At 69.5% G+C, this 26,643-nt stretch carries 24 protein-coding genes and 2 tRNA genes; 18 read left to right on the top strand and 8 right to left on the bottom strand.

Translation table 11 applies throughout. The features are described from left to right. Positions 1-7: 7 nt before the first annotated feature. Positions 8-1,186, bottom strand: coding sequence for a trypsin-like peptidase domain-containing protein (locus tag ABFC67_RS03875; RefSeq protein WP_346736730.1), 1,179 nt, complete (start codon positions 1,184-1,186; stop codon positions 8-10). A 121-nt stretch (positions 1,187-1,307) separates the two neighbouring features. Here ABFC67_RS03875 and petA point away from each other — a divergent pair, with 121 nt between their 5' ends. The 5 genes from petA to ABFC67_RS03850 all read left to right on the top strand — a co-directional run bounded on the left by petA (position 1,308) and on the right by ABFC67_RS03850 (position 5,059). After that, the gene (petA, locus tag ABFC67_RS03870; protein WP_346736729.1) at positions 1,308-1,910 is read left to right on the top strand and encodes a ubiquinol-cytochrome c reductase iron-sulfur subunit; all 603 of its coding nucleotides are present in this window, start codon (positions 1,308-1,310) and stop codon (positions 1,908-1,910) included. After that, entirely contained in the window at positions 1,910-3,205 is a 1,296-nt protein-coding gene (locus ABFC67_RS03865) for a cytochrome bc complex cytochrome b subunit (protein WP_346736728.1), read from the top strand. The genes petA and ABFC67_RS03865 overlap by 1 nt, the downstream gene beginning before the upstream one ends. Next, the gene (locus tag ABFC67_RS03860; RefSeq protein ID WP_346736727.1) at positions 3,198-3,944 is read left to right on the top strand and encodes a cytochrome c1; all 747 of its coding nucleotides are present in this window, start codon (positions 3,198-3,200) and stop codon (positions 3,942-3,944) included. Before ABFC67_RS03865 ends, ABFC67_RS03860 begins: the two co-directional genes overlap by 8 nt. Before the next feature lie 73 nt (positions 3,945-4,017). Next, positions 4,018-4,641 carry a glutathione S-transferase N-terminal domain-containing protein gene (locus tag ABFC67_RS03855; protein WP_346736726.1) on the top strand — a complete coding sequence of 208 codons (624 nt, stop codon included), beginning with the start codon at positions 4,018-4,020 and terminating at the stop codon, positions 4,639-4,641. Between the two features lie 22 nt (positions 4,642-4,663). After that, on the top strand, positions 4,664-5,059 hold the full coding sequence (locus ABFC67_RS03850; RefSeq protein ID WP_346736725.1) for a ClpXP protease specificity-enhancing factor: 396 nt from the start codon (positions 4,664-4,666) through the stop codon (positions 5,057-5,059). Here the strand turns inward: ABFC67_RS03850 and ABFC67_RS03845 are convergent. After that, entirely contained in the window at positions 5,052-5,372 is a 321-nt protein-coding gene (locus ABFC67_RS03845) for a DUF3301 domain-containing protein (RefSeq protein ID WP_346736724.1), read from the bottom strand. The genes ABFC67_RS03850 and ABFC67_RS03845 overlap by 8 nt on opposite strands. 173 nt (positions 5,373-5,545) lie before the next feature. Here ABFC67_RS03845 and ABFC67_RS03840 point away from each other — a divergent pair, with 173 nt between their 5' ends. Then, the gene (locus tag ABFC67_RS03840; RefSeq protein WP_346736723.1) at positions 5,546-6,355 is read left to right on the top strand and encodes an FHA domain-containing protein; all 810 of its coding nucleotides are present in this window, start codon (positions 5,546-5,548) and stop codon (positions 6,353-6,355) included. A 10-nt stretch (positions 6,356-6,365) separates the two neighbouring features. On the opposite strand, the gene nadC is transcribed toward ABFC67_RS03840, so the two are convergent. From nadC to ABFC67_RS03825, 3 genes are all read right to left on the bottom strand, one after another. Continuing rightward, positions 6,366-7,226 carry a carboxylating nicotinate-nucleotide diphosphorylase gene (gene nadC, locus ABFC67_RS03835; RefSeq protein ID WP_346736722.1) on the bottom strand — a complete coding sequence of 287 codons (861 nt, stop codon included), beginning with the start codon at positions 7,224-7,226 and terminating at the stop codon, positions 6,366-6,368. After that, entirely contained in the window at positions 7,223-9,526 is a 2,304-nt protein-coding gene (locus tag ABFC67_RS03830) for a DUF1631 domain-containing protein (RefSeq protein WP_346736721.1), read from the bottom strand. Before ABFC67_RS03830 ends, nadC begins: the two co-directional genes overlap by 4 nt. A 92-nt stretch (positions 9,527-9,618) precedes the next feature. Beyond that, entirely contained in the window at positions 9,619-9,885 is a 267-nt protein-coding gene (locus tag ABFC67_RS03825; RefSeq protein WP_346736720.1) for a Trm112 family protein, read from the bottom strand. A 71-nt stretch (positions 9,886-9,956) separates the two neighbouring features. Between ABFC67_RS03825 and purE the strand changes: the two genes are divergently transcribed. Beyond that, on the top strand, positions 9,957-10,463 hold the full coding sequence (gene purE / locus ABFC67_RS03820; protein ID WP_346736719.1) for a 5-(carboxyamino)imidazole ribonucleotide mutase: 507 nt from the start codon (positions 9,957-9,959) through the stop codon (positions 10,461-10,463). Further along, complete coding sequence (locus ABFC67_RS03815) at positions 10,460-11,605, top strand: 5-(carboxyamino)imidazole ribonucleotide synthase (protein ID WP_346736718.1); 1,146 nt, start codon at positions 10,460-10,462, stop codon at positions 11,603-11,605. Before purE ends, ABFC67_RS03815 begins: the two co-directional genes overlap by 4 nt. A 332-nt stretch (positions 11,606-11,937) precedes the next feature. Here ABFC67_RS03815 and ABFC67_RS03810 read toward each other — a convergent pair whose 3' ends face one another. Beyond that, positions 11,938-12,516, bottom strand: coding sequence for a Fe-Mn family superoxide dismutase (locus tag ABFC67_RS03810; RefSeq protein WP_346736717.1), 579 nt, complete (start codon positions 12,514-12,516; stop codon positions 11,938-11,940). A 151-nt stretch (positions 12,517-12,667) separates the two neighbouring features. Here ABFC67_RS03810 and grxD point away from each other — a divergent pair, with 151 nt between their 5' ends. The 6 genes from grxD (at position 12,668) to ABFC67_RS03780 (ending at position 19,755) form a co-directional block, all read left to right on the top strand. Further along, positions 12,668-12,994 (top strand): Grx4 family monothiol glutaredoxin, encoded by a 327-nt coding sequence (gene grxD, locus ABFC67_RS03805; RefSeq protein ID WP_346736716.1) that lies wholly within the window; start codon positions 12,668-12,670, stop codon positions 12,992-12,994. After that, entirely contained in the window at positions 12,991-13,758 is a 768-nt protein-coding gene (locus ABFC67_RS03800) for an SDR family NAD(P)-dependent oxidoreductase (RefSeq protein WP_346736715.1), read from the top strand. Before grxD ends, ABFC67_RS03800 begins: the two co-directional genes overlap by 4 nt. A 41-nt stretch (positions 13,759-13,799) precedes the next feature. After that, a complete protein-coding gene (locus tag ABFC67_RS03795; RefSeq protein ID WP_346736714.1) occupies positions 13,800-14,399 on the top strand; it encodes a YhgN family NAAT transporter in 600 nt (199 codons plus the stop codon). A 449-nt stretch (positions 14,400-14,848) separates the two neighbouring features. After that, positions 14,849-18,043: a TonB-dependent receptor gene (locus tag ABFC67_RS03790; RefSeq protein WP_346736713.1), complete on the top strand. Its 3,195-nt coding sequence runs from the start codon at positions 14,849-14,851 to the stop codon at positions 18,041-18,043. A gap of 152 nt (positions 18,044-18,195) precedes the next feature. Beyond that, positions 18,196-19,599: a nucleotide 5'-monophosphate nucleosidase PpnN gene (ppnN, locus tag ABFC67_RS03785; protein WP_346736712.1), complete on the top strand. Its 1,404-nt coding sequence runs from the start codon at positions 18,196-18,198 to the stop codon at positions 19,597-19,599. 79 nt (positions 19,600-19,678) lie between these two features. Then, a tRNA-Asn gene (locus tag ABFC67_RS03780) sits at positions 19,679-19,755 on the top strand. Positions 19,756-19,971: 216 nt separating this feature from the next. Here ABFC67_RS03780 and ABFC67_RS03775 read toward each other — a convergent pair. After that, positions 19,972-20,523, bottom strand: a complete 552-nt coding sequence (locus ABFC67_RS03775; RefSeq protein ID WP_346736711.1) for a GspH/FimT family pseudopilin — start codon at positions 20,521-20,523, stop codon at positions 19,972-19,974. A 150-nt stretch (positions 20,524-20,673) separates the two neighbouring features. Between ABFC67_RS03775 and uvrB the strand changes: the two genes are divergently transcribed. From uvrB to ABFC67_RS03760, 3 genes are all read left to right on the top strand, one after another. Beyond that, positions 20,674-22,701: an excinuclease ABC subunit UvrB gene (uvrB, locus tag ABFC67_RS03770; protein ID WP_346736710.1), complete on the top strand. Its 2,028-nt coding sequence runs from the start codon at positions 20,674-20,676 to the stop codon at positions 22,699-22,701. Positions 22,702-22,788: 87 nt separating this feature from the next. Further along, positions 22,789-22,863: transfer RNA gene (locus tag ABFC67_RS03765), tRNA-Val, on the top strand. A 575-nt stretch (positions 22,864-23,438) separates the two neighbouring features. Continuing rightward, positions 23,439-24,038, top strand: a complete 600-nt coding sequence (locus ABFC67_RS03760) for a hypothetical protein (protein ID WP_346736709.1) — start codon at positions 23,439-23,441, stop codon at positions 24,036-24,038. 177 nt (positions 24,039-24,215) lie between these two features. Here the strand turns inward: ABFC67_RS03760 and ABFC67_RS03755 are convergent, their stop codons facing one another. Next, positions 24,216-25,742 carry a hypothetical protein gene (locus ABFC67_RS03755; protein ID WP_346736708.1) on the bottom strand — a complete coding sequence of 509 codons (1,527 nt, stop codon included), beginning with the start codon at positions 25,740-25,742 and terminating at the stop codon, positions 24,216-24,218. 169 nt (positions 25,743-25,911) lie between these two features. Here ABFC67_RS03755 and ABFC67_RS03750 point away from each other — a divergent pair, with 169 nt between their 5' ends. Further along, the gene (locus ABFC67_RS03750) at positions 25,912-26,484 is read left to right on the top strand and encodes a hypothetical protein (protein WP_346736707.1); all 573 of its coding nucleotides are present in this window, start codon (positions 25,912-25,914) and stop codon (positions 26,482-26,484) included. Positions 26,485-26,643: the final 159 nt, after the last annotated feature.

Here is a 26,643-nt window from a genome sequence, read left to right as displayed (position 1 = left end):
GCGCCGCTCAGCCCTCGCTCAGCGAGGAATAGCGCGGGCGCTGCGCCAGCATCACGGCGGCGCGGAACGGCGTGCCGTCGCGCAGGCCGGACAGGGTCACCTCGGTACCCGGCTTCAGCGCGGCTTCGCGGTTGCGCAGGTCGGACGGATCGAGGATGTCGTGCTCGTCGAGGCGCAGCAGCACGTCGCCGGGGCGCAGCCCGGCCTTTGCCGCCGGACCGCCGACGTAGACGTCCAGCACTTCGGCGCCTCGCGCGGCCGCGGGCAGGCCGCTGTCGGCGGCGATCGACAGGCGGCCGTAGTCGGCGCCGATCCAGCCGCGGGTCACGCCGCCGTGGTCGACGATCTGCTCCAGCACCGTGTTCGCCGTGCGCACCGGAATGGCGAAGCCGATGCCCTCGGCGCCGCTGGCACGGCCGAGCATCGCGGTGTTGATGCCGACCAGTTCGCCATGCGCGTTGACCAGCGCGCCGCCGGAGTTGCCGGAGTTGATCGCCGCGTCGGTCTGGATGAAGTCCTCGTAGGTGGACAGGTTCAACTGGCGCCCGTTCGCGCTGACGATGCCCATGGTCACGGTCTGGCCGATGCCGAACGGGTTGCCGATCGCCAGCACCACGTCGCCGACCCGCGGCGGCTTCGCCGCGGCGACCGCCACCGCCGGCAGGTGGCGGGCGTCGATCTTCAGCACGGCGAGGTCGGTGTCGGCATCGGTGCCGATCACGCGCGCCTGCGCCACGCGGCCGTCGTACAGCAGCACCTGGATGTCGTTGGCGCCGGCGATGACGTGGTTGTTGGTGAGCACGTAGCCGTCGGCGCTGGCGATCACGCCGGAGCCGAGGCTCTGCTCGCGGCGCTGGTAGGCCGGCCCGAGCGCGACGCCGCCGAACAGGCGGCGCAGCAGCGGATCCGGATACACGCGAAGCTGGCGCTCGGTGACCAGCTTGTTGGCGTAGATGTTGACCACCGCCGGCGCCGCGCGGGCGACCGCATCGGCATAGGAAGCCGGCCCGCTGCCGGGCGTGGCGGCCGCCGCGGGCAGGCCGGGCGCGGCCGCGGCGGCCAGGCCGAGGCGCGCGCGCAGCGCCGCGCCGGCCTGCGGCCACGCGAGCGTGATCACGAACGCGACGGCGAGGCCGACGATCGCGAAGCGGATCACGAAGCTCAGCGCGCGTGCGATACGGGTCATCGGAGGCTGCGGTCGCGCCGCGCGCTTGATTGTGCGCGGCTGGGGCAGTCGTTAAACTAACACGATTTTTGGGGTCCGCCCTAACCGTATTCCGTTGGAATTCAGCGTTCCGGAGAGCCTGATGGCGAACGAAGGGGTCAATCAGGGCCGCCGTCGCTTCCTCACCGCCACCACCGCCGTGGTCGGCGGCGTGGGGGTCGTGGCAGCGGCCGTGCCGTTCATCAAATCGTGGGAACCGAGCGCGCGCGCGAAATCCGCCGGCGCCCCGGTAATGGCCGATATCGGCAAGGTCGAGTCCGGCCAGATGGTCACGTTCGAGTGGCGCGGCCAGCCGGTGTGGGTGGTCAACCGCAGCAAGGAGCAGCTCGACGCGCTGGCCAGCCAGGACGCGCGCCTGAAGGATCCGAAGAGCGACAACGCCGACCAGCAGCCCGACTACGCGAAGAACGAACACCGTTCGATCAAGCCCGAGTGGCTGGTGCTGGTGGGCCTGTGCACGCACCTCGGCTGCGTGCCCGACTACTATCCCGAACTCAAGGCCGAGCCGTTCGATCCGGCCTGGAAGGGCGGCTTCTACTGTCCCTGCCACAAGTCGCGCTACGACATGGCCGGCCGCGTCTACGACGGCGTGCCTGCGCCGGCCAACCTGCGCGTGCCGCCGTACCACTTCGTGACCGACACCCAGATCCAGATCGGCGTCGACCCGGCCAAGGGAGCAGCGTGATGGCGACCGCGCACGTGACCGTCAAACCGCGCAACCGCGTGTTGGCATGGATCGAGGAGCGCCTGCCGATCCTGTCCTTCACCGCCTCGCACACCAGCGAGTACTACGCGCCGAAGAACTTCAACGTGATGTACTACTTCGGCTCGCTGGCGATGCTGGTGCTGGTGAACCAGATCGTCACCGGCATCTTCCTGACGATGAGCTACAAGCCGGACGCGGCGCTGGCCTTCGCGTCCGTCGAGTACATCATGCGCGACGTGGAGTGGGGCTGGCTGATCCGCTACATGCACTCCACCGGCGCCTCGCTGTTCTTCGTCGTCATCTACCTGCACATGTTCCGCGGCCTGATCTACGGCTCCTACAAGAAGCCGCGCGAGCTGGTCTGGCTGCTCGGCATGTTCATCTTCCTCGCGCTGATGGCCGAGGCGTTCATGGGCTACGTGCTGCCGTGGGGCAACATGTCGTTCTGGGGCGCGAAGGTGATCATCTCGCTGTTCGGCGCGGTGCCGGTGGTCGGCGACACGCTGGTGCAGTGGATCATGGGCGACTACAACCCCGCCGACGCCACCCTCAACCGCTTCTTCGCGCTGCACGTGATCGCGCTGCCGCTGGTGCTGCTGCTGCTGGTGGTGCTGCACCTCGCCGCGCTGCACGAAGTCGGCTCGAACAACCCGGACGGCGTCGAGATCAAGGAGAAGAAGGGCCCGAACGGCAGGCCGCTGGACGGCATCCCGTTCCACCCGTACTACACGGTGAAGGATCTGTTCGGCGTCGGCATGTTCCTGCTGATCGCCGCCTTCATCATCTTCTTCGAGCCGACCGTCGGCGGCTGGTTCCTCGAGCACGACAACTTCATCCCGGCCGACAACCTGGTCACGCCGACGCACATCAAGCCGGTGTGGTACTTCACGCCGTTCTACGCGATCCTGCGCGTGATTCCGTCCAAGCTCGGCGGCGTGATCGCGATGTTCTCGGCAATCGTGCTGCTGTTCCTGGTGCCGTGGCTGGATCGCGGCAAGGTCAAGTCGATCCGCTACCGCGGCCTCGGCTACAAGCTGGCGATCGCGATGTTCGCGCTGGTGTTCGTGCTGCTCGGCGCGATCGGCGCCGGCAAGACCGGCGAGTGGATTCCCGAGCTGTTCGGCGCGGCCGCGGACGTTACCCTGATCGAGAACGCGTTCGGCCGCACGCTGACCCTGCTGTACTTCGGTTTCTTCCTCTTCCTGTGGGCCTATACGCACTTCGGCCTGGAAAAGACCAAGCCGGTTCCGGAACGGGTGACGACGCATGACTAAGCGGGCTCTTTCTTCGATCGTGCTGGCGCTGGGCCTGGTTGCCGGCGGCGGCGCCGCACTCGCCTCCGAAGGCGGCGCCGAGCTGCCTGCGGCCAACACCAACGTCAAGGACACCGCCTCGCTGCAGCGCGGCGCGCGCCTGTTCTTCAACTACTGCGTGGGCTGCCACTCGCTGCGCTACCAGCGCTATTCGCGCACCGCCGAGGATCTCGGCCTGAGCGAACAGGAAGTGATGCAGAACCTCAACTTCACCGGCGCCAAGTTCGGCGACCCGGTGGTCGCGTCGATGCCCGGCAAGGACGCGCAGGCGTGGTTCGGCAAGGCACCGCCCGACCTGTCGCTGGAGGTGCGCGCCAAGGGCGCCGACTGGGTCTACAACTACCTGCGCTCGTTCTACCTCGACCCGTCGCGGCCGGTCGGCTGGAACAACACGGTGTTCCCCAACGCGTCGATGCCGAACCCGCTGTGGGAGCTGCAGGGCGTGCAGCACGCCGTGTACGCGCCGGCCGGGGCCGGCGCGGAAGCGGCCATCGAGAAGCTCGAACTGGCCCAGCCCGGGCGCCTGGCGCCGGCGCAGTTCGACCAGGCTGCGCGCGACCTGACCGCGTTCCTGCAGTACGTCGCCGAGCCGGCCGCCCTGCAGCGCCATCGCATCGGCGTCTGGGTGCTGCTCTACCTGGCCGCCTTTACCTTCATTGCGTGGCTGCTCAAGCGCGAATACTGGAAGGACGTGCACTGACCGCAGCGGCGCGGCGGCGAGCTGCGCCGCCGCGCTATCCTGTGCGCGGCTGACAACTCGGGGGGAAGTCGTCATGGCGCAGAGCCCGCGTGTGCGGACCATTCTGACCCTGTTCACCGCGCGCGACAGCGTGCAGTGCCACCGCGTCCGGCTGGTGCTTGCCGCCAAGGGCGTGAGCTACGAGCGCGTGGCGGTGGACGAGGGCAAACCGCCCGAGGACCTCGTCGACCTCAACGCCGCCGGCACGCTGCCGACCCTGGTCGACCGCGATCTGGTGCTGTACGACACCGCGGTGATCTGCGAATACCTCGACGAGCGCTACCCGCATCCGCCGCTGATGCCGGTCGATCCGCTGTCGCGCGCGCGGCTGCGGCTGGCGATGGTGCGCATCGAGCAGGAATGGCTGCCGCTGCTGGACACCATCCGCGCCGGCGGGCGTCCGGCCGACACCGCACGCAAGCGCCTGCGCGAGGCGCTGCTGGCCTCGGTGCCGCTGTTCAAGGCGTCCAAGTTCTTCCTCAATCCCGAGATGAGCCTCGCCGACTGCCTGATCGCGCCGCTGGTCTGGCGCCTGCCCACGCTCGGCGTCGAGCTGCCGCGCGAGGGCAAGCCGATCCTCGATTACGGCGAACGCATCTTCCGCAACCCCGGATTCGCGCGCAGCCTGACCTCCGAAGAGAAGGCACTGCGCGAGTGAGCTTGCCGTGAACGAACCGCGCATGACCTCGAATCGCCCGTACCTGCTGCGGGCGATCTACGAGTGGATCTGCGACAACGGATTGACGCCCTACGTGCTGGTCGACGCGACGCGCCCGGGCACCGAGGCGCCGACGCAGTCGATCAAGGACGGCAAGGTCGTGCTCAACCTGGCGCCGCGGGCGGTCAGCCAGCTCGATCTCGGCAAGGATCGGGTCAGCTTCCTGGCGCGGTTTTCCGGAGTCAGCCGCACGGTCAGCTTCCCGGTCAGCGCGGTGGTCGCCGTGTATGCGCAGGAAAACGGCCAGGGCATGATGTTCCCGGCCGACGAAACCGACGCGGGCGCGCCGCCGGACTCCGGACCGGAGCCCCCGGCGCCGCCGCCGAAGGGCGCGCCGAAGCTGCGCGTCATCAAGTGACGCCGGCCGCGACCGGCAGGCTGAACCCGGCCAGCCGGCCGCCGCGCAGGCGCACGCCCGCACGATGGCGATCCTTGCCGTCCAGGCTCACCTCGAAACTGTAGTGGCGCTCCAGCACCGGGCCACCGCTGTCGCGCACCAGGCGCAGGCGGCCCAGGGCGACGCTCTGGTCCAGCAGTTGCAGCCCCGCCTCGGCGCACAGCCGGCGCGCGCAGGCGATGGCCTGTTCGCGCGCGGCGAGCTGTTCGCGCCAGGCCAGGGCCAGCGCGCCGAGCAGGCACAGCGCGACGAGGGCGATCAGGGATTCCGGCATGCGCTGACTCCGCGGCGACGGCGCAAGTGTGTGCGACGCGGCGGCGCCCCGGCAAGCCGCGCGGGCGAGCGTGAGGACAGTCGCAAAACGGCGGTCGGTACGCCGCAGCCGCGTCGGGTTTGATTACCATGGTCGCGACCGCGGCCGCGGTGGCCATGCAAGGGGGCATAGGCATGAGGCTGGTCTTTCCCAACGGCGAACATCCGCCATTCCGGCTCGGCGAAGGCGTGAGCGTGGTCGGCACGGCATCCGACTGCCAACTGGTGTTGGCGGCGGCCGGCATCGGCCTGCACCACTGCGAGATCGAGCTGCGCGGCGGCCAGGCGACGGTGCGCGTCCGCGAACCGTCGGCGGTCACCGTGCTGAACGGCTGGCAGCTCGACGGCGAGGCGCCGCTGAAGCCGGGCGACCTGCTGCTGTTCGCCCGCGTGGGCTGTCAGGTGATGGGCGACGAGCGCAGCGCGGCGGCGCCGACGCCCGTCGCCGCACCGGCATCGGCGCATGCGGCGCCGGCGGCGGACGACGGCCGCACGCGCGTGCGCACGGCGCTGCCGCGATTTGTCCTGCGCGGCGTCTCCGGGCCGACCTTCGGGCGCAGCTTCGCGGTGGGCGCCAGCGCGACCATCGGCCGCCAGAGCGACTGCGACATCTGCATCCCGGCCGAGGAGATCTCGCGCCATCATGCGCGCCTGCGCGCCGGCAGCGACACCGTGACCGTGGAGGACCTGGGCTCCGCCAACGGCACCTTCGTCAACGGCCAGCGCGTCACCCAGGCCACGCTGCGGCCGGGCGACGAGCTGGCGCTGGACGCGGTGCGATTCATGCTGCTGGCGCCCGGACACGAAGCGTCGCCGAAGCCGCAGGCGGCCGCGACGGCAGCGCCGGCGGCGTCGCGCGGGCTGGGCTGGCTGCGCGGGCTGGTCGCGCTGCTGGCGGCAGCCCTGCTGCTGCTGTTCGCGGCGCGCGCGCTGGGCTGGCTCTGAACGCCGCGCGTCAGGCCGGCGCGAGCGCGCCGATCCGCATCGACAGGTCGATCGCGTGCACGTGCTTGGTCAGCGCGCCGATCGAGATGAAGTCGACCCCGCACTCGGCGATCGCGCGCACGCGTTCGAGGTCGACGCCGCCGGACACTTCCAGCGGCACGCGCCCGCCGGCGCGGCCGACGGCGGCGCGCAGCATCTCCGGCGTGAAGTCGTCGAGCATGACGCGGTCGACGCCGGCGGCCAGCGCCTCGTCCAGCTCCTGCAGCGATTCCACCTCGACTTCGAGCAACAGGCGCGGGTGCGCCGCGCGTGCGGCGCGCACCGCGGCGTCGAGTCCGCCGGCCGCGGCGATGTGGTTTTCCTTGATCAGGATCGCGTCGAACAGGCCGATGCGGTGGTTGCTGCCGCCGCCGCAGCGCACCGCGTATTTCTGCGCCAGGCGCAGGCCGGGCAGGGTCTTGCGGGTGTCGAGGATGGTGGCGCGGGTGCCGGCCACCGCGGCGACGTAGCGTGCGGTGACGGTGGCGGTGGCCGAGAGCGTCTGCAGGAAATTCAGCGCGCAGCGTTCGCCGCCGACCAGCGTGCGCGCGCGGCCGGCGAGTTCGCACAGCGTGGCGTCGGCGCCGACGCGCTCGCCGTCCGCGCAACGCCAGTCGATGCGCACGCTCGCGTCCAGCGCGCGGAAGCACGCCTCGGCCCAGGGGATGCCGGCGATCACCGCGTCCTCGCGGCAGACGATGCGCGCCGTGGCGCGCGCGTCGGCGGGCAGCAGGTCGGCGGTGGCGTCGCCGTCGCCGAAATCCTCGGCCAGCGCGCGGCGGACGTCTTCCCGGATGATGGCGGCCGCGGGCGGCGCCGGCGGCACGCTCATAGCTCGGGCGGCACCTGGCGCTCGGCCTGGGCCTGGGCCTGGGCCTGGCGCAGGCGCTCGACGATCGCGTCCAGCGCGCGGTCGAACAGCGGCACTTCCTCCAGCACGACCGCGGTGCCGGCCTCGAGTTCGGCGGCGAGCTGCTGCGCGGTCCGGTCCGCGACCTTCAGGCCGCGGCGGTTGACGAACAGGTAGCGGCCGCTGATCGGGCTGATCCAGGACAGCTTGGCGCGCTCGCGCACGCCGTGCTCGTCGGCCAGCTCCATCCAGGTGCCGACCTTGAGTTCGCGGGCGAGCTGCAGGTAGGGCGCGTCGCCGCGCGGCTCGGGGAGATCGGCGGATTCCTCTTCGATCGCGGTGATGGCTTCCACGCTGTCCGGGATCGGCACCGGCCGCGTCTGTGCGTCGGCGGTGTCGGCCGTGGCGGCGTCGCCCGCCGCCGTCGGCGCGTCGCCGGCGATGCCGAGCTGGCGGCGGTAGAACGCGCTCAGTTCGGTCATCAGGCGCTTGACGTCGTTCTCGTGGAAGGCGACGGTGGCGAGGCCGTGGCGCAATGCCTTCTCGATCTGCGGCAGCAGGCTGCGCAGGTTCTCGCGTGCGGCATCGTTCGCCGCCGGCTGCGCGCTCGTCACGAAGGCATCGACGAACTGCAGCGCGCTGCGGAATTCCTGCGAGCCATCGCCCTGGCGCAGCAGGGTCAGCACCAGGTAGTTGGCCCACGGCCGGGTCAGCACGCCGTGGATCAGCGCCGGCAGGTCGCGGCCCTCGATGCGCGAAAGGATTTCGCGCGCGGCGCGGCGGCGCGCCTCCTGCAGCTTCTCGCGCCCGCGCGTGGCCTCGGCGGCGCGCTGCTCGGCGAGTTCGGCGCGACGCCGGTGCGAGTCGTTGAAGGTCTGGAAGTCGGCGAGCAGGCGCGGGAAGATGTCGAGGTCGTCGTCGAAGTCGCGCAGCAGCGCCTCGACGGTGGTCTTGACCTTGTCGAACAGGCGGCGATCGCGGTCGGATTCCTCCGACCAGCCCTTGGCGGCCTCGGCGAGCGCGTCCAGCAGCCGCCGCGCCGGATGGGTCTTGTGCGCGAACAGCTTGCGGTCGAGGATCGCGACCTTGAGGTAGGGAATCTGCAGGCGCGCCAGCATCACCTGCATCTGCGCGGGCAGATTGCGATCCTGCAGGATGTACTCGAACAGCATGCCGACCAGGTCGATGGTGTCCTCGTCGGCGCCGGATACGCGTGCCTTGGCCTCGCCCGACAGGCGCGCGACCTGGGCCATCAACTGGTCCTTCAGGTGCTGCACGGCGGACAGTTCGGCCTGGCCGATGTCGCCCGGCAGCGCTGCCGGCAGCGGCAGGGTCGCGGTCTGCGATTGCAGCAGGGTCAGCGCGCCCAGCAGCTCGGCCGGGCTCAGCGAGGCTGCGCCGGCATAGCCGGCCGTCGCCACGCCGTCGCCGGCGTGCACGCGTCGCGAGGCGAGCAGGGCGGTGACGGTCTGGAACAGCTCGGCCTGCAGCTCCGCGGCGTCCTGCAGGTAGGCGTCCGCTCCCGCGGCATGGCCGGCGCCGGCCGGTGTCGCCGCGCGCTGCGTCGTGCCGTGGCGCAGTTGCGGCAGCACGCCGCTGCGCACCAGTTCGGCGTTGACCTCGTCGTAGAGCGCGTCCAGGCCGCCCATCACGTAGCGGTCGAACAGCTTGTACACGATCAGCTTGACGCGTACCTCGACGGCCAGTTCGCGCAGCGCCGCGCGCAGCGCCTGGCACAGCGCGGCGGGGCCGATCGGGTTGGTCGCGTCCTCGACCTTGCTGCCGCCGCTGATCACCGACAGGCGCTGGTTGACCGCGAACAGGGCGCGCGCGAGGCGGCCCTCCGCCTTGCTGATCATGCTGGTGACCGCCAGCGATTCCTCCAGCTCGCTGTCGTCGACCAGGCTCAGTTCGGCGGAGGCGGCGGTGCTGCTGCCGGCGGTTTCCGCGCGCGCGCCGCGCGCACGCCCGATGGCGAAATCGCCGACGCTGCGGGTGACCTGCTCGACGAACAGGCGCTCGACCAGCGGCCGCTTCTTGCGCACCTCGCGCATGCCGTCGAAATACTGCGTCTGCGCAGCGTTGTTCTCGGCCTTCTCGGCGAGGTCGAACAGCGCGTCGTCGACGTTGTCGAACAGCGCGCCGACCAGCGCCTGCAGGCGCTTGAGCGAGATGCCGCGCACGCTGGCCAGCAGGTCGCCGAGCCGCTCGTTGCGCGGATCCTGGCGCTGGCTCAGGTCGACGATGTTGCTGCCGCTGGAGGGGTCGTGGGCGTTGTTCATCGGAAAGCCGGGACAACCCGGAAGGGTTGTCGACGCCTCAAACGTACGACGGCGTCATTGTAACGGATTGTGACCGTGGTCACGCGGGCGGGTCAGTGCGGAAAACCGCTGAGCTGGGTGGTGCCGATGCCTTCCTCGGGCAGCATCACCGGGATGTCGTCCTCGACGCGGTAGATCACCTTGCCGTCGGTGGTGATCAGCCCGGCGCGCAGCGGCGCGGGTACGCGCGCGCCGGCGACGGTATCGACCCCGCCGGCGTCGATCGCGCGGTTCAGCGCGTCCAGTTCGGCGCGGTTGAGCGGCCGCACCGGCGCCTTCGACACCGGGCAGCAGAGGATGTCCAGCAGGTGCTTGTCCATGGGGATTTCCTGCGCGGGCCTTCCCGCGCGCCGTCAAGCCCGTAAAATAGCGTTTTTTGGGCGAGTCGGCCATGAACGCAACGCAGGCGGCGCTTCGCGTCGGAGTGGTGATGGGGTCGCGCTCCGACTGGGAGACGATGGAACACGCCGCGCTCACGCTGCAGCGGCTCGGCGTCGCCCACGAGGTGCGCGTGGTTTCCGCGCACCGCACGCCCGACCTGCTGTACCGCTACGCCGAGGAAGCGCTCGGCCGCGGGCTCGAGGTGATCATCGCCGGCGCCGGCGGCGCCGCGCACCTGCCCGGCATGCTGGCGGCGAAGACGCGCCTGCCGGTGCTGGGCGTGCCGGTGCAGTCGAAGGCGCTGAACGGCATGGACTCGCTGCTGTCCATCGCGCAGATGCCGGCCGGCGTACCGGTCGGCACGCTGGCGATCGGGCGCGCCGGCGCGGTCAACGCCGCGCTGCTGGCCGCGGCCATCGTCGCCCTGCGCGATCCGGTCGTGGCCGCGGCGCTGGAGGCGTTCCGCGCCGGGCAGACCCGCGAGGTGCTGGACCGCCCGGACCCGCGTCAGCCGTGAGCCGCATCCAGCCGACCCTCGGGGTGCTCGGAGGCGGGCAGTTGGCGCGCATGCTGGCGCTGGCGGGCGCGCCGCTGGGCGTGCGCTTCCTGGTGGTGGACAGCGTCGAGGACGCCTGCGCGTCGCAGGTCGCGCCGCTGCTGCGCGCCGACTGGCGCGATTTCGCGACGCTGGAGGACTTCGCCCGCCGCGTCGACGTCGCCACCTTCGACTTCGAGAACGTGCCGGCGGAAACCGCGCGCTGGCTGGTCGAACGCACCCGCGTGTTCCCGGCGCCGCGCGCGCTGGCGGTGGCGCAGGACCGTCTTGCCGAGAAGACCCTGTTCGGCGAAATCGGCCTGGCGACGCCGGCCTTCGTCGCCGTGGACAGCCGCGCCGACCTCGAGCGCGCGGTCGCCGAGGTCGGCCTGCCGGCGATCCTGAAGACGCGCCGCCTCGGCTACGACGGCAAGGGCCAGTTCCGGCTGAGGACGCCGGCCGACGTCGGCCCCGCCTGGGACGCGCTCGGCGCGCAGGCGCACGGGCTGATCCTGGAGGCCTTCGTGCCGTTCGAGCGCGAGGTTTCGGTGGTGGCGGTGCGCGGCCGCGACGGCGACTTCCGCGCCTGGCCGCTGACCCAGAACTGGCACACCGACGGCATCCTGTCGGTGAGCCTGGCGCCGGCGCCGGGCGCCGCGTCGCTGCGGGAGGCCGCGGTCGGCCACGCCCGCGCGCTGGCCGAGCGGCTCGGCTACGTCGGCGTGTTCGCGCTGGAGCTATTCGTGCACCAGGGCCGCCTGCTCGGCAACGAGATGGCGCCGCGCGTGCACAACTCCGGGCACTGGACCATCGAGGGCGCGCACACCAGCCAGTTCGAGAACCACGTGCGCGCCGTGCTCGGCCTGCCGCTGGGCGACACCGGCGCGCGCGGCGTCAGCCTGATGTTCAACTGGATCGGCGACCTGCCGGACGCGGCCGCCGTGCTCGGCGGGGTCGACGCGCACTGGCACGACTACGGCAAGCTGCCGCGCCCCGGCCGCAAGGTCGGCCACGCCACGCTGTGCGCACCCGATGCGGCCACGCTGCGCGAGCGCGTCGAACGCGTGGCGCGCGCGCTGGGCCGCGAGGCGCAGGCGGCGCCGGCGCTGGCGGCGCTCGCTTAGCGGAGATCCCGGCTTCCGGCGGAATCCCGGGCCTCGCGGATCCATTGCTTGTCCCCCCTCCCGCCCTTGGCGGGAGAGGGCCGGGGCGAGGGTGGCGGCGCCGTAAGGCGCCTGCGCGTACGCTCACGCGAGTCGCCTCGTTGCGCTCGCTGCGGCGAGCGGTCGCCTGCATGCAGGTTCCTGCGCGTTGGCCTTCCGTGTTCCGCTGCGGCTGAAGGGCCTCGTCGGCGGACGGTGCGCCGTGGTTTCGGTGGGCGCGCCGCGCGTCGAACCAAAACGAAAGGCCGCCTCGCGGCGGCCTTTCGCATGGCGCGAACGCAACGGCGGATCGCTTACGCCATCTGGCCGGCGGCGAATTCCCAGTTGACCAGGTTCCAGTACGCCTCGACGTACTTCGCGCGCGCGTTGCGGTAGTCGATGTAGTAGGCGTGTTCCCACACGTCGCAGGTCAGCAGCGGGCGGTCGCTGCCGGTGATCGGCGTGCCGGCGTTGGAGGTGCTGACCAGGCCGAGCGAGCCGTCCGGGCGCTGCACCAGCCAAGCCCAGCCGGAGCCGAACGTGCCGACCGCGATCTTGCCGAACTCCTCCTTGAACTTCGCCACCGAGCCGAACGCCTTGACGATCGCGTCGGCCAGCTTGCCGGACGGCTCGCCGCCGCCCTTGGGCGAGAGCGAGTTCCAGTAGAACGTGTGGTTCCAGATCTGCGCGGCATTGTTGAACATGCCGCCGCTGGATTTCCTGACGATCTGCTCGAGCGCGGCGTTCTCGAATTCGGTGCCCTTGATCATGTTGTTGAGGTTGGTGACGTAGCCCTGATGGTGCTTGCCGTAGTGGAAGTCCAGGGTTTCGGCCGAGATGTGCGGCGCGAGCGCGTCGCGCGCGTAGGGCAGCGGGGGAAGTTCGATCGCCATGAAGGTCTCCTTAGCGTTGGCAGGGAACGGCTACGTGTCGGCCGGAAGCGGGCGGGGCCGCGCGGGACGCGGCCTGGCGGCGCGGGGCGGCTGCTACAATCCGCGCCGTCCGGCGCACCGCGCCGATTCCGCATTGTAGTTCGTCGAAGCCATGGACGTTATCGAGCAGATCAAGACCACGCTGGCGGCGCACCCGATCGTGCTGTTCATGAAGGGCACGCCGCAGTTCCCGATGTGCGGCTTCTCCAGCCGCACGGTGCAGGCGCTCAAGGAAGCCGGCGCCGAGTTCCACGCGGTCAACGTGCTCGAGGATCCCGAGATCCGCGCCAACCTGCCGCGCTACTCGAACTGGCCGACCTTTCCGCAACTGTTCATCCACGGCGAGCTGATCGGCGGCTGCGACATCACGCTGGAATTGCAGGCGTCGGGCGAGCTGGAGCGCATGGTGCGCGACGTCGCCAGGGACAGGTCCGAATGAGCCTGCCGACCGCGTACCTGCCGGCCGGCTGGACGCCCGCGCCCGGCGCGCTGGACAAGCGCGTCGTGCTGGTCAGCGGCGCCACCGGCGGCCTCGGCGAGGCCGCCGCGCGCGCCTGCGCGGCGGCCGGTGCGACGGTGGTCCTGCTCGGTCGGCGCGTGCCGGCGCTGGAAAAGGTGTATGACGCGATCGTCGCCAGCGGCGCGCCGGAGCCGGCGATCTACCCGGTCAACCTCGAAGGCGCCACGCCGCGCGACTACGACACGCTCGCCGACGTGCTCGAACGCGAGCTGGGCGGCGTCGACGCGATCGTGCACGCCGCCGCGCATTTCAACGCGCTGACGCCGCTGGAGCTGCACAAGCCGGAGGACTGGCTGCGCGGCCTGCAGGTCAACCTGACCGCGCCGTTCCTGCTGACCCAGGCCTGCATGCCGCTGCTGAAGGCGCGCGCCGACAGCGCGGTGGTGTTCGTGCTCGACGATCCGCAGCGGCTGGCGCGCGCGCACTGGGGCGCCTACGGCGTCGCCAAGGCCGGCCTGGAGCGCCTCGCCGCGATCCTGCACGAGGAAACCGACAGCAGCCCGTTGCGCGTGCACGCGCTGCTGCCGGCGCCGATGCGCACGACGCTGCGGCGCATGGCGTACTTCGGCGAGGACACGCAGCGGCATCCGCAGCCCGACGCGGTCGCGCCGGCGGTGGTCTACCTGCTGTCGCGCGACGGCGCCGCCGCGCGCGGCCACGTGCTCGACCTGCGCGGCGCCTGAGCGCGCGATCGTCGGTCCAGGGGGGGGCGATGGAAACGCAGATGACGACGCTGTCCGCGGGGATCCTGCTGTTCCTGATCCTGGACCCGCTGGGCAACATTCCGTTGTTCCTCAGCCTGCTGAAGAACGTGCGGCCGCAGCGCCGCCGCTACGTGCTGGCGCGCGAGCTGCTGATCGCGCTCGGCGTGCTGTTCGCGTTCCTGATCGGCGGCCAGTTCATGCTGCGGCTGCTGCAGCTGAAGCAGGAGTCGGTCAGCATCGCCGGCGGCATCGTGCTGTTCCTCATCAGCATCAAGATGGTGTTCCCGCCGAAGGAAGGCGGCATCTTCGGCGCGATCGGCGAGGGCGAGCCGTTCATCGTGCCGATGGCGATCCCCGGCGTGGCCGGCCCCTCGGCGATGGCGGCGCTGCTGCTGCTGACCAACGCCCAGCCGGGGCGCACGGTGGAGTGGGGCATCGCCCTGTTCATCGCCTGGCTGGCGACCGCGGCGATCCTGCTGTCGTCGACCTACCTGTTCCGCTGGCTGGGCGAGAGCGTGCTGACCGCGCTGGAGCGGCTGATGGGCATGCTGCTGGTGGCGCTGTCGGTGCAGATGTTCCTCGGCGGCGTGGCCGCCTACCTCAAGGGGGCCGGCGTCTGACCGGCGAGCGGGTACATCGGCTGTAACACGAATCCGGGAGTATGGCCGCGCGCCGCGGAGGGTCCGCCGTGCCGGCCCGGATACCCGCCGCGCCCGGTCGGGTGTCCGTTGGGGGCGATGTCGCCTTTGCCGCAAGAAGACTGCAAATTGGCCGGCGTTGGGCGGAAATGAAGGTTTTTGCAAACGGATGCGGCTGCGTCCGCGTGGCCCGGAAGCGGTCGGATGGGCGCGTGATGTCGTTATGCCGCCTCCGACGGGCGGCTGCAGGCGCACCGTGAAGTGCTGGTAAACTATTTGTTAACGATCGGCAGGGGCAGGCCTGCGGGTCGCGACGTCTTGCAGAAGTTTGACGCAGACAGCCCGACGCCCGCGCGCCGGTGGCTGGGGCCGAGGTTGCGCACCGCGCTGTCTGCCGCGAACCCGACGAATTCGGAACAAGGACAAATCAGATGAACAAGCGTATCCAGGTCAGGTTGCTGCCGTTTGCCATCGCCTCGCTGCTGGCGATGTCCTCCGCGCTGGCGCAGAACACGGCCGCGTCGATGAGCGGTCGCGTGGTCGACGCCGGCGGCAAGCCGGTCGCCGGCGCCACCGTGCAGATCGTGCACGTGCCGTCGGGTACCACGAAGATCGTCACCACCGATGCCGAAGGACGCTACAACGCGCCCGGCCTGCGCGTCGGCGGCCCGTTCGACGTGACCGTGACCAAGTCGGGCATGGAGAAGAACGAGCGGGACAACGTCTACCTGAAGCTCGCCGAAGACACCAGCATCAACCTGAGCCTCGGCGTCGCCGCGCAGGAGCTGCAGGGCGTGCAGGTCCGCGGCACCGCGCTGGCGCAGGTGTTCCAGCCCGACAACAAAGGGCTCAGCACGAACATCTCGCAGCGCGAGCTGAAGGTGCTGCCGAATCCGGGGCGTTCGATTCAGGACATCGCGCGCATGGATCCGAACATCACCGTCACCAACAAGAGCCGCGGCGAATTCTCCGCGCTGGGCCAGAACAGCCGCTACAACAACATCACCATCGACGCGGTGCCGACCAACGACTCGTTCGGCCTCGAGGCCAACGGCCTGCCGTCGCTGAACCAGCCGATCTCGCTGGACGCGATCGACGAGTACAACATCTCGACCGCCAACTACGACGTGACCGCCAAGCGCGCGGTCGGCGCCAACGTCAACATCGTCACCAAGAGCGGCACCAACGATTTCCACGGGTCCGTGTACTACGTGTACAAGAACGCCAACGACATGATTGGCAAGGACCAGGCCGGCAACAAGTTCAGCGGCTACCAGAAGCAGGACACCAAGGGCTTCACCCTCGGCGGCCCGATCGTCAAGGACAAGCTGTTCTTCTTCGTCAACTACGAGGAGTCCGAGCAGATCGCCCCCGGCCCGACCCGGGGCCCGCTGGCGTCCGGCCGCCTGACGCAGGCCGAGCTCGACCAGATCATCGGCATCGCCAACGGCTACGGCCTGACGCCGGGCGACCTCAGCGCCTCCTCGGTGAACCAGGACGAGAAGAAGTACCTGGCCAAGCTCGACTGGAACGTCGCCGACGGCCATCGCATGAGCCTGCGCTGGAACCGCTCGAAGAGCACGCAGCCGATCATCCAGGCCAACAGCGACACCACGCTCAACCTGTCGAGCTACTGGTACAACCAGTTCCGCGACCTCAAGAGCACGGTGCTGAACAGCTACGACGACTGGACCGACAGCTTCTCCACCGAGGCCTCGGTGTCCTACGGCAGCTACTTCGCCACGCCGACAGTGCTGGCCAAGCAGCCGCAGATCACCATCAACACCGCGGCCGGCGCCCGCGTCAACCTCGGCGAAGAGCAGTTCCGCCACTACAACATCCTGAAGGTCGACACGACCACCGCGTTCTTCGCCGGCACCTGGTTCCTCAACGACCACACCGTCAAGGCCGGCTTCGACTACCAGAAGGACAAGTTCTACAACCTGTTCGGCCGCACCGAGTTCGGCGCGTACAACTTCGGCAGCATCGCCGACTTCCAGAGCGGCGACTATTCGTCGTTCAACCTGTACCAGCCGAACCCCGCCTTCTGCGGCAGCACCAGCGACATCAACTGCATCGCCGCCGACTGGACGCTGCAGCAGTGGGGCTTCTTCGCGCAGGACACCTGGCAGATCGGCAACCTGTCGCTGCAGTACGGCCTGCGCTACGACCTGCCGGTGGTGAACAAGGCGCCGCTGGCCAATCCCTCCGTGGCGCAGGCCTACGGCGTCGCCAACAACAGCACCATCGACGGCAACGGCGTGCTGGAGCCGCGCATGTCGTGGAACTGGGCGTTCGATACCGAGCGCATGACCCAGTTGCGCGGCGGCATCGGCCTGTCGGAAGGCGTGACCCCGGGCGTGTGGCTGTCGAACCCGTACACCAACAACGGCCTGACCCTCAACACCTACTTCGACGCCAGCGGCTGCGGCGCGTTCAATCCGGACGCCTTCTCGCAGACGCCGCCGCCGTGCTCGGCGCCGGGCGGCCAGCAGGCGGTCGACATCGTCGACCCCAACTTCAAGCTGCCGACGGTGCTGAAGTTCAGCCTGGGCTTCGACCGCGAGCTGCCGTGGTTCGGCACGGTGTTCTCGGCCGACTGGGCGCATCTCGACGTGCAGGACGGCGTCTACTACCAGTACCTCAACCTCGGTGCGCCGAACGGCACGCTGCCGGACGGCCGCGACAACTACTGGAGCAGCACCGCCCCGGCCAACTTCGCCAATCCGTCCAAGCCGAAGGCCAGCCAGCGCGTGAATGCCGATCCGGCGTTCAGCACCGTGACCTACCTGACCAACACCGACCTCGGCAAGTCCGACTACATCACCCTGCAGGTGCAGAAGCCGTTCTCCGACACCTGGTTCGGCAACGTCGCCTACGTCTGGGGCCGTTCCACCGAGGTCAACCCGGGCACGTCCAGCCAGGCGACCAGCAACTTCTCCTCGCGCGCGACGTACAACCCGAACGAGGAGAAGGCGGCGCGTTCCAACTACGACATCCGCAACCGCATCATCGCCTCGCTGACCTGGCAGCACCGCTTCTTCGGCGACTACGCGACCAGCGTGTCGGCGTTCCTCGACTCGCACTCCGGCCAGCCGTACAGCTGGGTGTTCGGCAACGACGCCAACGGCGACGGCATCAGCAACAACGATCTGGTCTACATCCCGCGTCCGGGCGAGGTGGAATTCGCCAACAACCCCGACCCGAAAGTGGTTCAGCAGTTCTACGACTACATCCAGAGCCAGGGCTACCTGAAGGATCACCAGGGCCAGGCGGCCGAGCGCAACGGCGCCAACTCGCCGTGGGTGCACCAGCTCGACCTGAGCTTCCGCCAGGAGGTGCCGGGGCTGTTCAAGGGCAACAAGGGCGAGGTGCGCTTCGACATCTTTAACTTCACCAACATGCTCAACAAGAAGTGGGGCAATGTCTACGCGCCCGTCTTCGCCAGCCAGGGCGGCTACAGCCGCGACCTGGCGCAGTTCGCCGGCGTCGACCCGGCCACCGGCAAGTACGTCTACAGCCTGCCGACGGTCAACGGCAACTACGCGCCGGAGCAGTTGAGCCGCGACGACACCAACGCGGTTTCGCGCTGGTCGGTGCAGGTGACCCTGCGCTACACGTTCTGATCGGTTCGATGCGCATCGAGGGCCGGCGTCCGCGGGATGCCGGCCTTTCTTCTTGGCTGCTGCCTTGACCCGTCGCGCGAGGTATGGTGTCGTGACGCGTTCCGCCGCACGCGGGTTCCGGTCGTGCACCGATGCCTGATCAAGCCAAAGCCATGAACGACACCCAATCGGGCCCCGGCAACCGCGACGCCGATACGGTCAGCGCGCACATCTCGCCCGCCAACGGGCTGGACGTGCTCTCGCGCAACGAGGTCGCGCGCCTGCGCGACGCCACCCAGTCCGGGCTGCAGGCGCTGCTGCGCCGCTGCGCGCTGGCGGTGCTGACCTCGGGCAGCATCAGCGACGACGCGCGCGAGCTGCTGGAGCGCTACCCCGACTTCGACATCCAGGTGCTGCAGCAGGACCGCGGCATCCGGCTGCAGCTCACCAACGCGCCGGCGCAGGCGTTCGTCGACGGGCAGATCATCCGCGGCATCAACGAGCTTCTGTTCGCGGTGGTGCGCGACATCGTCTACGTGTCCACCCAGATCGGCTCCGGCCAGTTCGACCTGCACGACTCCTCGGGCATCACCCACGCCGTGTTCGACATCCTGCGCAACGCGCGCGTGCTGCGCGCGCACCAGGATCCGAACCTGGTGGTGTGCTGGGGCGGCCATTCGATCTCGCGCGAGGAATACGACTACACCAAGCTGGTCGGCTACCAGCTCGGCCTACGCGGGCTGGACATCTGCACCGGCTGCGGCCCCGGCGCGATGAAGGGGCCGATGAAGGGCGCGACGATCGCCCACGCCAAGCAGCGCCGCCGGCAGAACCGCTACATCGGCATCACCGAGCCCGGCATCATCGCCGCCGAGTCGCCGAACCCGATCGTCAACAACCTGGTGATCATGCCCGACATCGAGAAGCGCCTGGAGGCGTTCGTGCGTGTCGGCCACGGCATCGTGGTGTTCCCGGGCGGCGTCGGCACGGCGGAGGAGATCCTCTACCTGCTCGGCATCCTGCTGCACCCCGACAACGCGGCGGTGCCGGTGCCGCTGGTGTTCACCGGGCCGCGCGTGGCGGCGGCGTATTTCGAGCAGATCGATCGCTTCCTGCGCCTCGCCCTCGGCGATGCGGTGGCCGAGCGCTACCACATCGTTGTCGACGACCCGATCGCGGTGGCGCGCGCCATGGTCAGGGGCGTGGACAAGGTGCGCAACTTCCGTCTCGACACCAAGGACGCGTTCTTCTTCAACTGGGCGCTGAACGTGCCGTACGACTTCCAGTTGCCGTTCCGCCCCACCCATGAGGCCATGGCCGAGCTGCACATCAATCGCGACCAGCCCCGCCACGCGCTGGCCGCCGGTCTGCGGCGGGCGTTCTCCGGCATCGTCGCCGGCAACGTCAAGGAAGACGGCATGCGCGCGATCGAGCGGCGCGGGCCGTTCGAGATCGACGGCGACCCGCAGATCATGCGCGCGCTGGACGCGCTGCTGCAGGATTTCGTGCGCCAGCAGCGCATGAAGCTGCCGGGCAGCGTCTACACACCCTGCTATCGCATCTCCTGCGCCGCCTGAGGCGCGCATGCACGCCGTCGCGACGGCCGGGCGCGCTTGACAAGCCGGCCTGCCGTCGCGATCATTTCCGTTCCCTCGCGCCCGAATAGCTCAGCTGGTTAGAGCACTAGACTGTTAATCTGGGGGTCCTTGGTTCGAGTCCAAGTTCGGGCGCCACGAATGCTTGAAGGCTCGCAGCGATGCGGGCCTTTTTCTTTGGCCCTGCGCCAGCGCGAGAGGCGGTTTCGGCCGTGAAGCGCGGCGCTTGCGGCAGGGCCTCCGGCCCGAGTCCGGGCCCATTGCGGGCGGGGCTCCGGCCCCGGCCCGTTGTCCCGCATCGCGTCTGAAGCCGCGCCCACGTTCAGTGAGCGGCCTTTCGTTTGCGCCGGCCGCTTATCCCTGCATGCAGGCGCGCAGGCGATCCGGCGTCGGCCGGCCCTGGCGGATGCGCCCGGAGTTCGCCATGACCACGCTGCGTGCGGAGCCCGCCGGCGCGCCGCGATGGCAGACGGTCAGGCTGACGTTGCTGCCGGCGGCGCTGCCGTCGCCGCGGAACACCAGCCGGCTGCGGCCGATGCTGCCGAGCACGACGGTGCCGCGCGGCAGCGCCTGGCCGACCGCGATCGGTGCCGTACCGGCGTCCGGCTCGCCATCGCGATCGCGATCCCAGGCCAGCATCCAGCCGTGTTCCCAGTGGGTGTCCTCCACGCAGGCGTTGCCGTCGCGGCTGGGACAGACGATCACGTGCGCGCCGCCGCGCACGGCGCGTTCGCGCGCGTGCTGCAGGGCCGCGACCACGGCGTTGTCGCCGACCGCCGCCGCGTTGCGCGCGATCAATCCGCCCAGCGCCGGCGCCGCGGCGCCGGCGAGGATCGCGAGGGTGCCGACGGCGAGCAGCATCTCGATCAGGGTGACGCCGTACTGGCGCAGCGGGGTGCCATCCATGGCGGGCTCCTTCCGGTTGACCCGCAACAGCCTAGGCGGCCGCCGCGCCCGGCCGTAGCGGGGCGCGCCGCCGCCGCGCGTAGGCGCATGCTGACAGAGGCTGTCAGGAGCGGCGGCCTATAATCGATTCCCCTGCTTTGCGTCCGCCCCATGACCGATCGTTTCGAACTCGTCGCGCCGTACCGGCCCGCCGGCGACCAGCCGGAGGCGATCCGGCGCCTGGTCGAAGGCTTCGAGGCCGGCCTGGCCCACCAGACCCTGCTCGGCGTCACCGGCTCGGGCAAGACCTTCACCATCGCCAACGTGGTGCAGGCGGCGCAGAAGCCGACGCTGGTGCTGGCGCCGAACAAGACGCTGGCGGCACAGCTCTACGGCGAGTTCAAGGAGTTCTTTCCGCACAACGCGGTCGAGTACTTCGTTTCCTACTACGACTACTACCAGCCGGAAGCGTACGTGCCGGCATCCGACACCTACATCGAGAAGGACGCCTCGGTGAACGAGCACATCGAGCAGATGCGCCTGTCGGCCACCAAGGCGCTGCTCGAACGCAAGGACGCGCTGATCGTCGCCACCGTGTCGGCGATCTATGGCCTGGGCGATCCCAACGAATACTTCAAGATGGTGCTGCACCTGGTGCGCGGCGACCACCTGGACCAGCGCGAGCTGCTGCGCCGCCTGACCGAGCTGCAGTACACGCGCAACGAGATGGAGCTGCGCCGCGCCACCTACCGCGTGCGCGGCGAGGTGATCGACGTGTTCCCGGCGGAGAGCGAGAGCGAGGCGCTGCGCATCGAGCTGTTCGACGGCGACATCGAGAACCTGACCGTGTTCGACCCGCTCACCGGCGACACCCTGCGCCGCGCGTCGCGCTACACCATCTATCCCGGCTCGCACTACGTGACCACGCGGCGCACCGTGCTGGAGGCGGTGGAGACGATCAAGGCCGAGCTGAAGGATCGGCTGGAGCAGCTCTACCGCGACAACAAGCTGGTCGAGGCGCAGCGCCTGCAGCAGCGCACCCAGTTCGATCTCGAGATGATGACCGAGGTCGGCTACTGCCAGGGCATCGAGAACTACTCGCGCCACCTCACCGGACGCGCGCCGGGCGAGCCGCCGCCGTGCCTGTTCGACTACCTGCCGGCCGACGCGCTGCTGGTGGTCGACGAATCGCACGTGACCATCCCGCAGCTCGGCGGCATGTACAAAGGCGACCGCTCGCGCAAGGAAACCCTGGTCGAGTTCGGCTTCCGCCTGCCCTCCGCGCTGGACAATCGCCCGCTGCGCTTCGAGGAGTGGGAGCGCCGCGCGCCGCGCACGATCTTCGTCTCGGCGACGCCGGGCAAGTACGAGCTAGAGCATGTGCACGGCAACGTGGTCGAGCTGGTGGTGCGTCCGACCGGCCTGATCGACCCGGAAGTGGAGGTGCGCCCGGTGCGCACCCAGGTCGACGACCTGCTCTCCGAGATCCACTTGCGGGTCGCCCAGGGCGACCGCGTGCTGGTCACCACGCTGACCAAGCGCATGGCCGAGAACCTCACCGACTACCTCGGCGAGCACGGCGTGCGCGTGCGCTACCTGCACGCCGACATCGAGACGGTCGAGCGCGTCGAGATCATCCGCGACCTGCGCCTCGGCGTGTTCGACGTGCTGGTCGGCATCAACCTGTTGCGCGAAGGACTGGACATGCCGGAGGTGTCGCTGGTGGCCATCCTCGATGCCGACAAGGAAGGCTTCCTGCGCTCGACCGGATCGCTGGTGCAGACCATCGGCCGCGCCGCGCGCAACCTGCGCGGCAAGGCGATCCTCTACGCCGACACCATCACCCGCTCGATGCAGGCGGCGATCGACGAGACCGACCGCCGCCGCCGCAAGCAGGTCGAGTACAACCTCGCGCATGGCATCACGCCGAGGAGCGTGGTGAAGAAGGTCGCCGACATCATGGAAGGCGCGCGCGAGGCGCCGGCGGAAGCGCGACGCGGCCGCGGCAGGGCGGCGCCGGCGCGCAAGCTCGCCGAACCGGCGGCGGACTACCACACGCTCGATCCGGCGCAGGCGGCGGCGCTGATCAAGAAGCTCGAGACGCAGATGTACCGGCACGCGCAGGACCTCGAGTTCGAGGACGCCGCGCGCGTGCGCGACGAGATCAAGCGCGTGCGCGAGCAGGCGCTGATCGGCTGAGCCTCGCCGCGGCGTGCGCGAGCACGGCGCGGCGGCCGCCCGGGCTTGAGCCGCGGCGCCGGGTCGTGCTAACGTTCGCGGCCTTTCGGGCGGTTAGCTCAGCGGTAGAGCACTACCTTGACATGGTAGGGGTCACAGGTTCGATCCCTGTACCGCCCACCAGAAAACCAGCGGCCCGGCACCATGTCAGGTTCACGCCGGGCTGCCAGCACGAAGAGAGTACGAAAAACCGCCGCATCCGCCGGCGGTTTTTTTTGTGCCCGCGCGTGTCGAGTGTCGCCCGCGCATGGCCTCGACCACCCTTGCCGCTTCTGCACCGCCCCTGCGCGTGCATTCCCGGGAAGTGCGTATTCGGGCGGCGCGCGAGCGCATCCGCGCGCTCCGCCTGTCCCGGAAGGTGTGCGCTCGCGCTGGCCGCCGCCACGCCGCCTGCAACAATCGTCGCCGTCCAGCGTCGTGCCAACGATTCCGCGATACGGCGGAGCGTGACGCGGCGCGGATATCGCCGGCGACGCCGTTCACAGAAATCGTCTTTGTGCGGCCCGGCGCGCCGCAATCGTGTCGAATTGTGAACCGGATGCCGGATGCGACAGCCGGCCGGCGCGACGCTGTGTCCACGGAGTCCGGGACAGGCTATATCGGGACGACGGGAGCCGGGAGATGGTGCGGCGTGCGGCGCGCGACGGTGGGTGACGCGCGCCGCCGGGAGGTGCGGCGCGCGGCGCCGCGAGGGAGCCATGAGAACGCTGCTGTTCGCCCTGCTGCTGGTGTCGTCCGCGGCCGCCGCGCAGGGCCGCGATGCCGCCGCCGTAGCCGGCGCCACGCCCGGCTGGGTGTTCCATCGCTTCGACAGCGGCACCCTGCGGTTTGGCGCGGACCTGCTCGACTTCGACCGCGCCTTCGACCTCGGCGACGCGCGCTACAGCACCGATTTGCAGTCCGAGCAGTTGCGTGCCTATCTCGATTTTTTCCCGTCGGCCGGCGTCTTCCGCATCACCTTCGGTGCGGTCGCCGGGCGCAGCCGCGTCGCCGGTGCGGCCATGGCCGTCGATCCGGCGCCGGGCGTCGATGCCGACGGGGCGGCCCTGGCCATGGACGCGCGCTGGCCGCGGCTGCGGCCGTACGTCGGCTTCGGTTGGGGCCGCGTTCCGGAACGCGGCCTCGGCTACTCGCTCGACGTCGGCGTGACGCTGGGCGGCCCCAGCGCGCGCGTGTGGGCGACATCGGACGCCGCCAGCCAGGGCGAACTCGCCGCCGAACAGCAGCGCGTGCAGGACGCGCTGCAGCACTACGCTACTGCGCCGGCCGTCAGGTTCGGGCTGGCCTACGCATTCTGAACGGCTGGGGTTGCAGAATCTGACAGGCGCTGCGGTGGCCCGGCCGACGTTCCGCGTCAGACCCCGCTACGCCGCATCGATTTCTGCTGACCGACGCCGATTCCTGCGTCGATATCACCCAATCCTGTCTGGCCCACTATGTCCTCTTCGACTGTCCTCTTCGGTACGCCTGGTTGATCAGCGCAACTCCGCAGTAATGTCAAACCGCTTGACCCGGCCAACCTTCCGCATGACGGCCTCGACGTCGGGGCGTGCGGTGATCGTGTTCCAGCGATCATGGATCATCTTGTCCACCGGCGTTTCGGTGACCTGGGCATAGCGCTGCATATCGAGGAGTGCTCGGTTGCGCCAGGCCGGATTCTCCAGGCGCTCGATCAGTAGGGCCGCCGCGGCGTCGAGTTCTCCGCGGAACAGCAACGCATCTTCCCAGGTGGCAATGGCGTCGGCGCGGTGCTCGCGCAGGTAGGCCATGGCGGCGGCGACGGCGGCGTCATCGCTCTTCTCGGCAGCGATCCGCAGTTTCACGCTCTCCAACTGCATGCGGCCGTACGGACTCACGTCGCCCAGCTCGGCGATGGCGTCGGCCGCCTTGCCGGGCCGGTTGAGATCGGCATACAGCTCGCCGAGGTTGATCAACTGGCTGACGTTCATGCCGCCTTGTTCGGGGCGCCGGGCAGCCAATTCCTCGACCCGCGAGGCGTCGTCCCAGTGACCCTCGCGCACCAGTGCGCGGAAACGGTTGTCGAGCACCCAGTTGTATTTCTCGCTGAAGTCCGTGTAGGCCTTCTCGCCGTCGCCATACGCGGCATGGGCGACCGCTTCATCGCTGACGGAGAGCACTCGCGGATAGCGACCGGTGATGAGGAGCAGCTCCTGCAGATCCGTGATGGGTGCGAGTTGGTCCGGATGGGCCTTCGTTCGCGTCTCCGCGGCCTCGATCTCCGCGGCAACCAGACGGTCGACGTCGAAAGCCCGGGGGTGCTTGAGGGTGATGGGGTCGAAGCGCTTGTCCACCAGCATGCTCAGCGCGGTCTGGCCGGAGGCGATCCGCAGCGCCACCGTTGTGGCGCGTTCGATTTCATCGCGTTGGACGTACAGCAGCGCGAGATCGCGCCAAAGGTCGCTTGGCTCGACACCGTTATCCTGCCATCCGGCATCGAACAGTGCGTCCAGCATTTCCCTGTCGGCGTCGGTGTCGTTCGCCTGCTTCAAGTGGTGATGAAGCTGCCAGATGGCGCTCGGCATCAGGTCGCCCAGCTTTTCGGGCCAGCGCCGGGCGGAAACGGCCAGACTGCGTCCTGCGTCGTGATAGTCGCCCAGGGAGAAGGCAGTGGACAGCCGGGTCGTCCAAGCGGTGTCGTCGGCTTCATCGAAGGCTGTCGCCTGCAAGGTCAAGTTGTGCGCCTTCCTGTTGTCGCCGTTCTGCTCGGCGAGCAGGCTGGCGGCCAGCAGCGCCCGGTAGCGCAGGTCGGCCGGAAGGTCGGCGAAATCCCTGGCCTGGATGGCCTCTTCCAGTTCTGCCTGCGCGGACGGGACGTCGTTGCGGCTTAGGTCGTCGAAGGCTTGCTGCACCATTTGGGCGGCGTCCTCTACCGAACTGGCAGCCCTGTCGTGAAGTTCCGGAGCCGGCGTGGTCGACGCCCGAGCCGTGCACATGGTCAACAGCAGCACTGGCGCCATTGCGGCAACGAAGATCCTGCTCATGATCCATCCCCCGGAATCGTCCATCCCGGGCAAAGCGTGCACGATGGGACGGAGCCGGACAAGATTCCAGCAATGATGTGAGCAAAGGGGGGCGTGGCCGGCCGAATCGCAGGCGTGTGGAGCAGGAGGGTGTAGCGGCTACACCACCTCCGGCACGGTGGCAGTGACCTTGCGACCGGCCAGCGCGCCGAGCCTGTCGAGTTCGGCCACGAGCAGCACCAGCGGTACCTACACCCTGAGCTGGACGGCGGTGAGCGGCGCAACCCGCTACCAGCTCAACCAGAGCGTCAATGGCGGATCGGCGAGTGCCGTCTACAACGCCGGCGGACAGTCCTGGACATCTGCTGGCGTGGGGAGTGGTACCTACGCCTACGTGGTGTACGCCTGCAACGTGGCCGGGTGCAGCGCAGCCAGCAGCCAGATCGCGGTGACAGTAAAGCGGATCCCGGATCCACCCGTGGTCACCGCGCCTACGATAGCCACGGTCAACGTAGCCTTCACGGTGAGCTGGACTGCATCAAGCGAGGCGACTACCTACAATTTGCAGGGGACCGAATCGGGCACCCACAACGTCACCCGAACTTCCTACAGCGGGCCGAACACCAGTGTTGTTTTGACCCTTGGCGGCATGGTGGATGACGACTTCCAGTACGCCGCCCAGGCGTGCAACGCGAATGGCTGCTCTGCCTGGGCCAACGCCAGCAACTCGACCTACCTGCAAGGCAAAGGGGGTGCGCAATGAACCGCATCCGGGCCATGCTGACCGTGCTGGGTTTGTTGGCCGCCGCGCCCGCCATCGCCAACGATACGGTGTACTACTACCACACCGATGCGCTGAGAAGCGCCATGGTGGTCACCGATGCCAACCACAATGTCGTGGAGCGTACCTACTACGGCCCCT

This window comes from Mizugakiibacter sp. (assembly GCF_039680435.1).
Lineage (GTDB): Bacteria > Pseudomonadota > Gammaproteobacteria > Xanthomonadales > Rhodanobacteraceae > Mizugakiibacter.
Note: the sequence above shows the minus strand (reverse complement) of the source record. Positions and strands in the feature narration are given on the sequence as shown.

What these genes read in the sequence shown, in the direction of transcription:
- purE (WP_346736719.1), top strand. Translation starts at nt 9,957, where the DNA reads ATGAACGCAACGCAGGCGGCGCTTCGCGTCGGAGTGGTGATGGGGTCG.
- ABFC67_RS03830 (WP_346736721.1), bottom strand. Translation starts at nt 9,526, where the DNA reads ATGAACAACGCCCACGACCCCTCCAGCGGCAGCAACATCGTCGACCTG.
- ABFC67_RS03855 (WP_346736726.1), top strand. Translation starts at nt 4,018, where the DNA reads ATGGCGCAGAGCCCGCGTGTGCGGACCATTCTGACCCTGTTCACCGCG.
- ABFC67_RS03790 (WP_346736713.1), top strand. Translation starts at nt 14,849, where the DNA reads ATGAACAAGCGTATCCAGGTCAGGTTGCTGCCGTTTGCCATCGCCTCG.
- ABFC67_RS03865 (WP_346736728.1), top strand. Translation starts at nt 1,910, where the DNA reads ATGGCGACCGCGCACGTGACCGTCAAACCGCGCAACCGCGTGTTGGCA.
- ABFC67_RS03755 (WP_346736708.1), bottom strand. Translation starts at nt 25,742, where the DNA reads ATGAGCAGGATCTTCGTTGCCGCAATGGCGCCAGTGCTGCTGTTGACC.
- ppnN (WP_346736712.1), top strand. Translation starts at nt 18,196, where the DNA reads ATGAACGACACCCAATCGGGCCCCGGCAACCGCGACGCCGATACGGTC.
- ABFC67_RS03800 (WP_346736715.1), top strand. Translation starts at nt 12,991, where the DNA reads ATGAGCCTGCCGACCGCGTACCTGCCGGCCGGCTGGACGCCCGCGCCC.
- ABFC67_RS03860 (WP_346736727.1), top strand. Translation starts at nt 3,198, where the DNA reads ATGACTAAGCGGGCTCTTTCTTCGATCGTGCTGGCGCTGGGCCTGGTT.
- petA (WP_346736729.1), top strand. Translation starts at nt 1,308, where the DNA reads ATGGCGAACGAAGGGGTCAATCAGGGCCGCCGTCGCTTCCTCACCGCC.
- ABFC67_RS03810 (WP_346736717.1), bottom strand. Translation starts at nt 12,516, where the DNA reads ATGGCGATCGAACTTCCCCCGCTGCCCTACGCGCGCGACGCGCTCGCG.
- ABFC67_RS03840 (WP_346736723.1), top strand. Translation starts at nt 5,546, where the DNA reads ATGAGGCTGGTCTTTCCCAACGGCGAACATCCGCCATTCCGGCTCGGC.
- ABFC67_RS03825 (WP_346736720.1), bottom strand. Translation starts at nt 9,885, where the DNA reads ATGGACAAGCACCTGCTGGACATCCTCTGCTGCCCGGTGTCGAAGGCG.
- ABFC67_RS03760 (WP_346736709.1), top strand. Translation starts at nt 23,439, where the DNA reads ATGAGAACGCTGCTGTTCGCCCTGCTGCTGGTGTCGTCCGCGGCCGCC.
- ABFC67_RS03795 (WP_346736714.1), top strand. Translation starts at nt 13,800, where the DNA reads ATGACGACGCTGTCCGCGGGGATCCTGCTGTTCCTGATCCTGGACCCG.
- ABFC67_RS03850 (WP_346736725.1), top strand. Translation starts at nt 4,664, where the DNA reads ATGACCTCGAATCGCCCGTACCTGCTGCGGGCGATCTACGAGTGGATC.
- ABFC67_RS03845 (WP_346736724.1), bottom strand. Translation starts at nt 5,372, where the DNA reads ATGCCGGAATCCCTGATCGCCCTCGTCGCGCTGTGCCTGCTCGGCGCG.
- grxD (WP_346736716.1), top strand. Translation starts at nt 12,668, where the DNA reads ATGGACGTTATCGAGCAGATCAAGACCACGCTGGCGGCGCACCCGATC.
- uvrB (WP_346736710.1), top strand. Translation starts at nt 20,674, where the DNA reads ATGACCGATCGTTTCGAACTCGTCGCGCCGTACCGGCCCGCCGGCGAC.
- ABFC67_RS03775 (WP_346736711.1), bottom strand. Translation starts at nt 20,523, where the DNA reads ATGGATGGCACCCCGCTGCGCCAGTACGGCGTCACCCTGATCGAGATG.
- ABFC67_RS03875 (WP_346736730.1), bottom strand. Translation starts at nt 1,186, where the DNA reads ATGACCCGTATCGCACGCGCGCTGAGCTTCGTGATCCGCTTCGCGATC.
- nadC (WP_346736722.1), bottom strand. Translation starts at nt 7,226, where the DNA reads ATGAGCGTGCCGCCGGCGCCGCCCGCGGCCGCCATCATCCGGGAAGAC.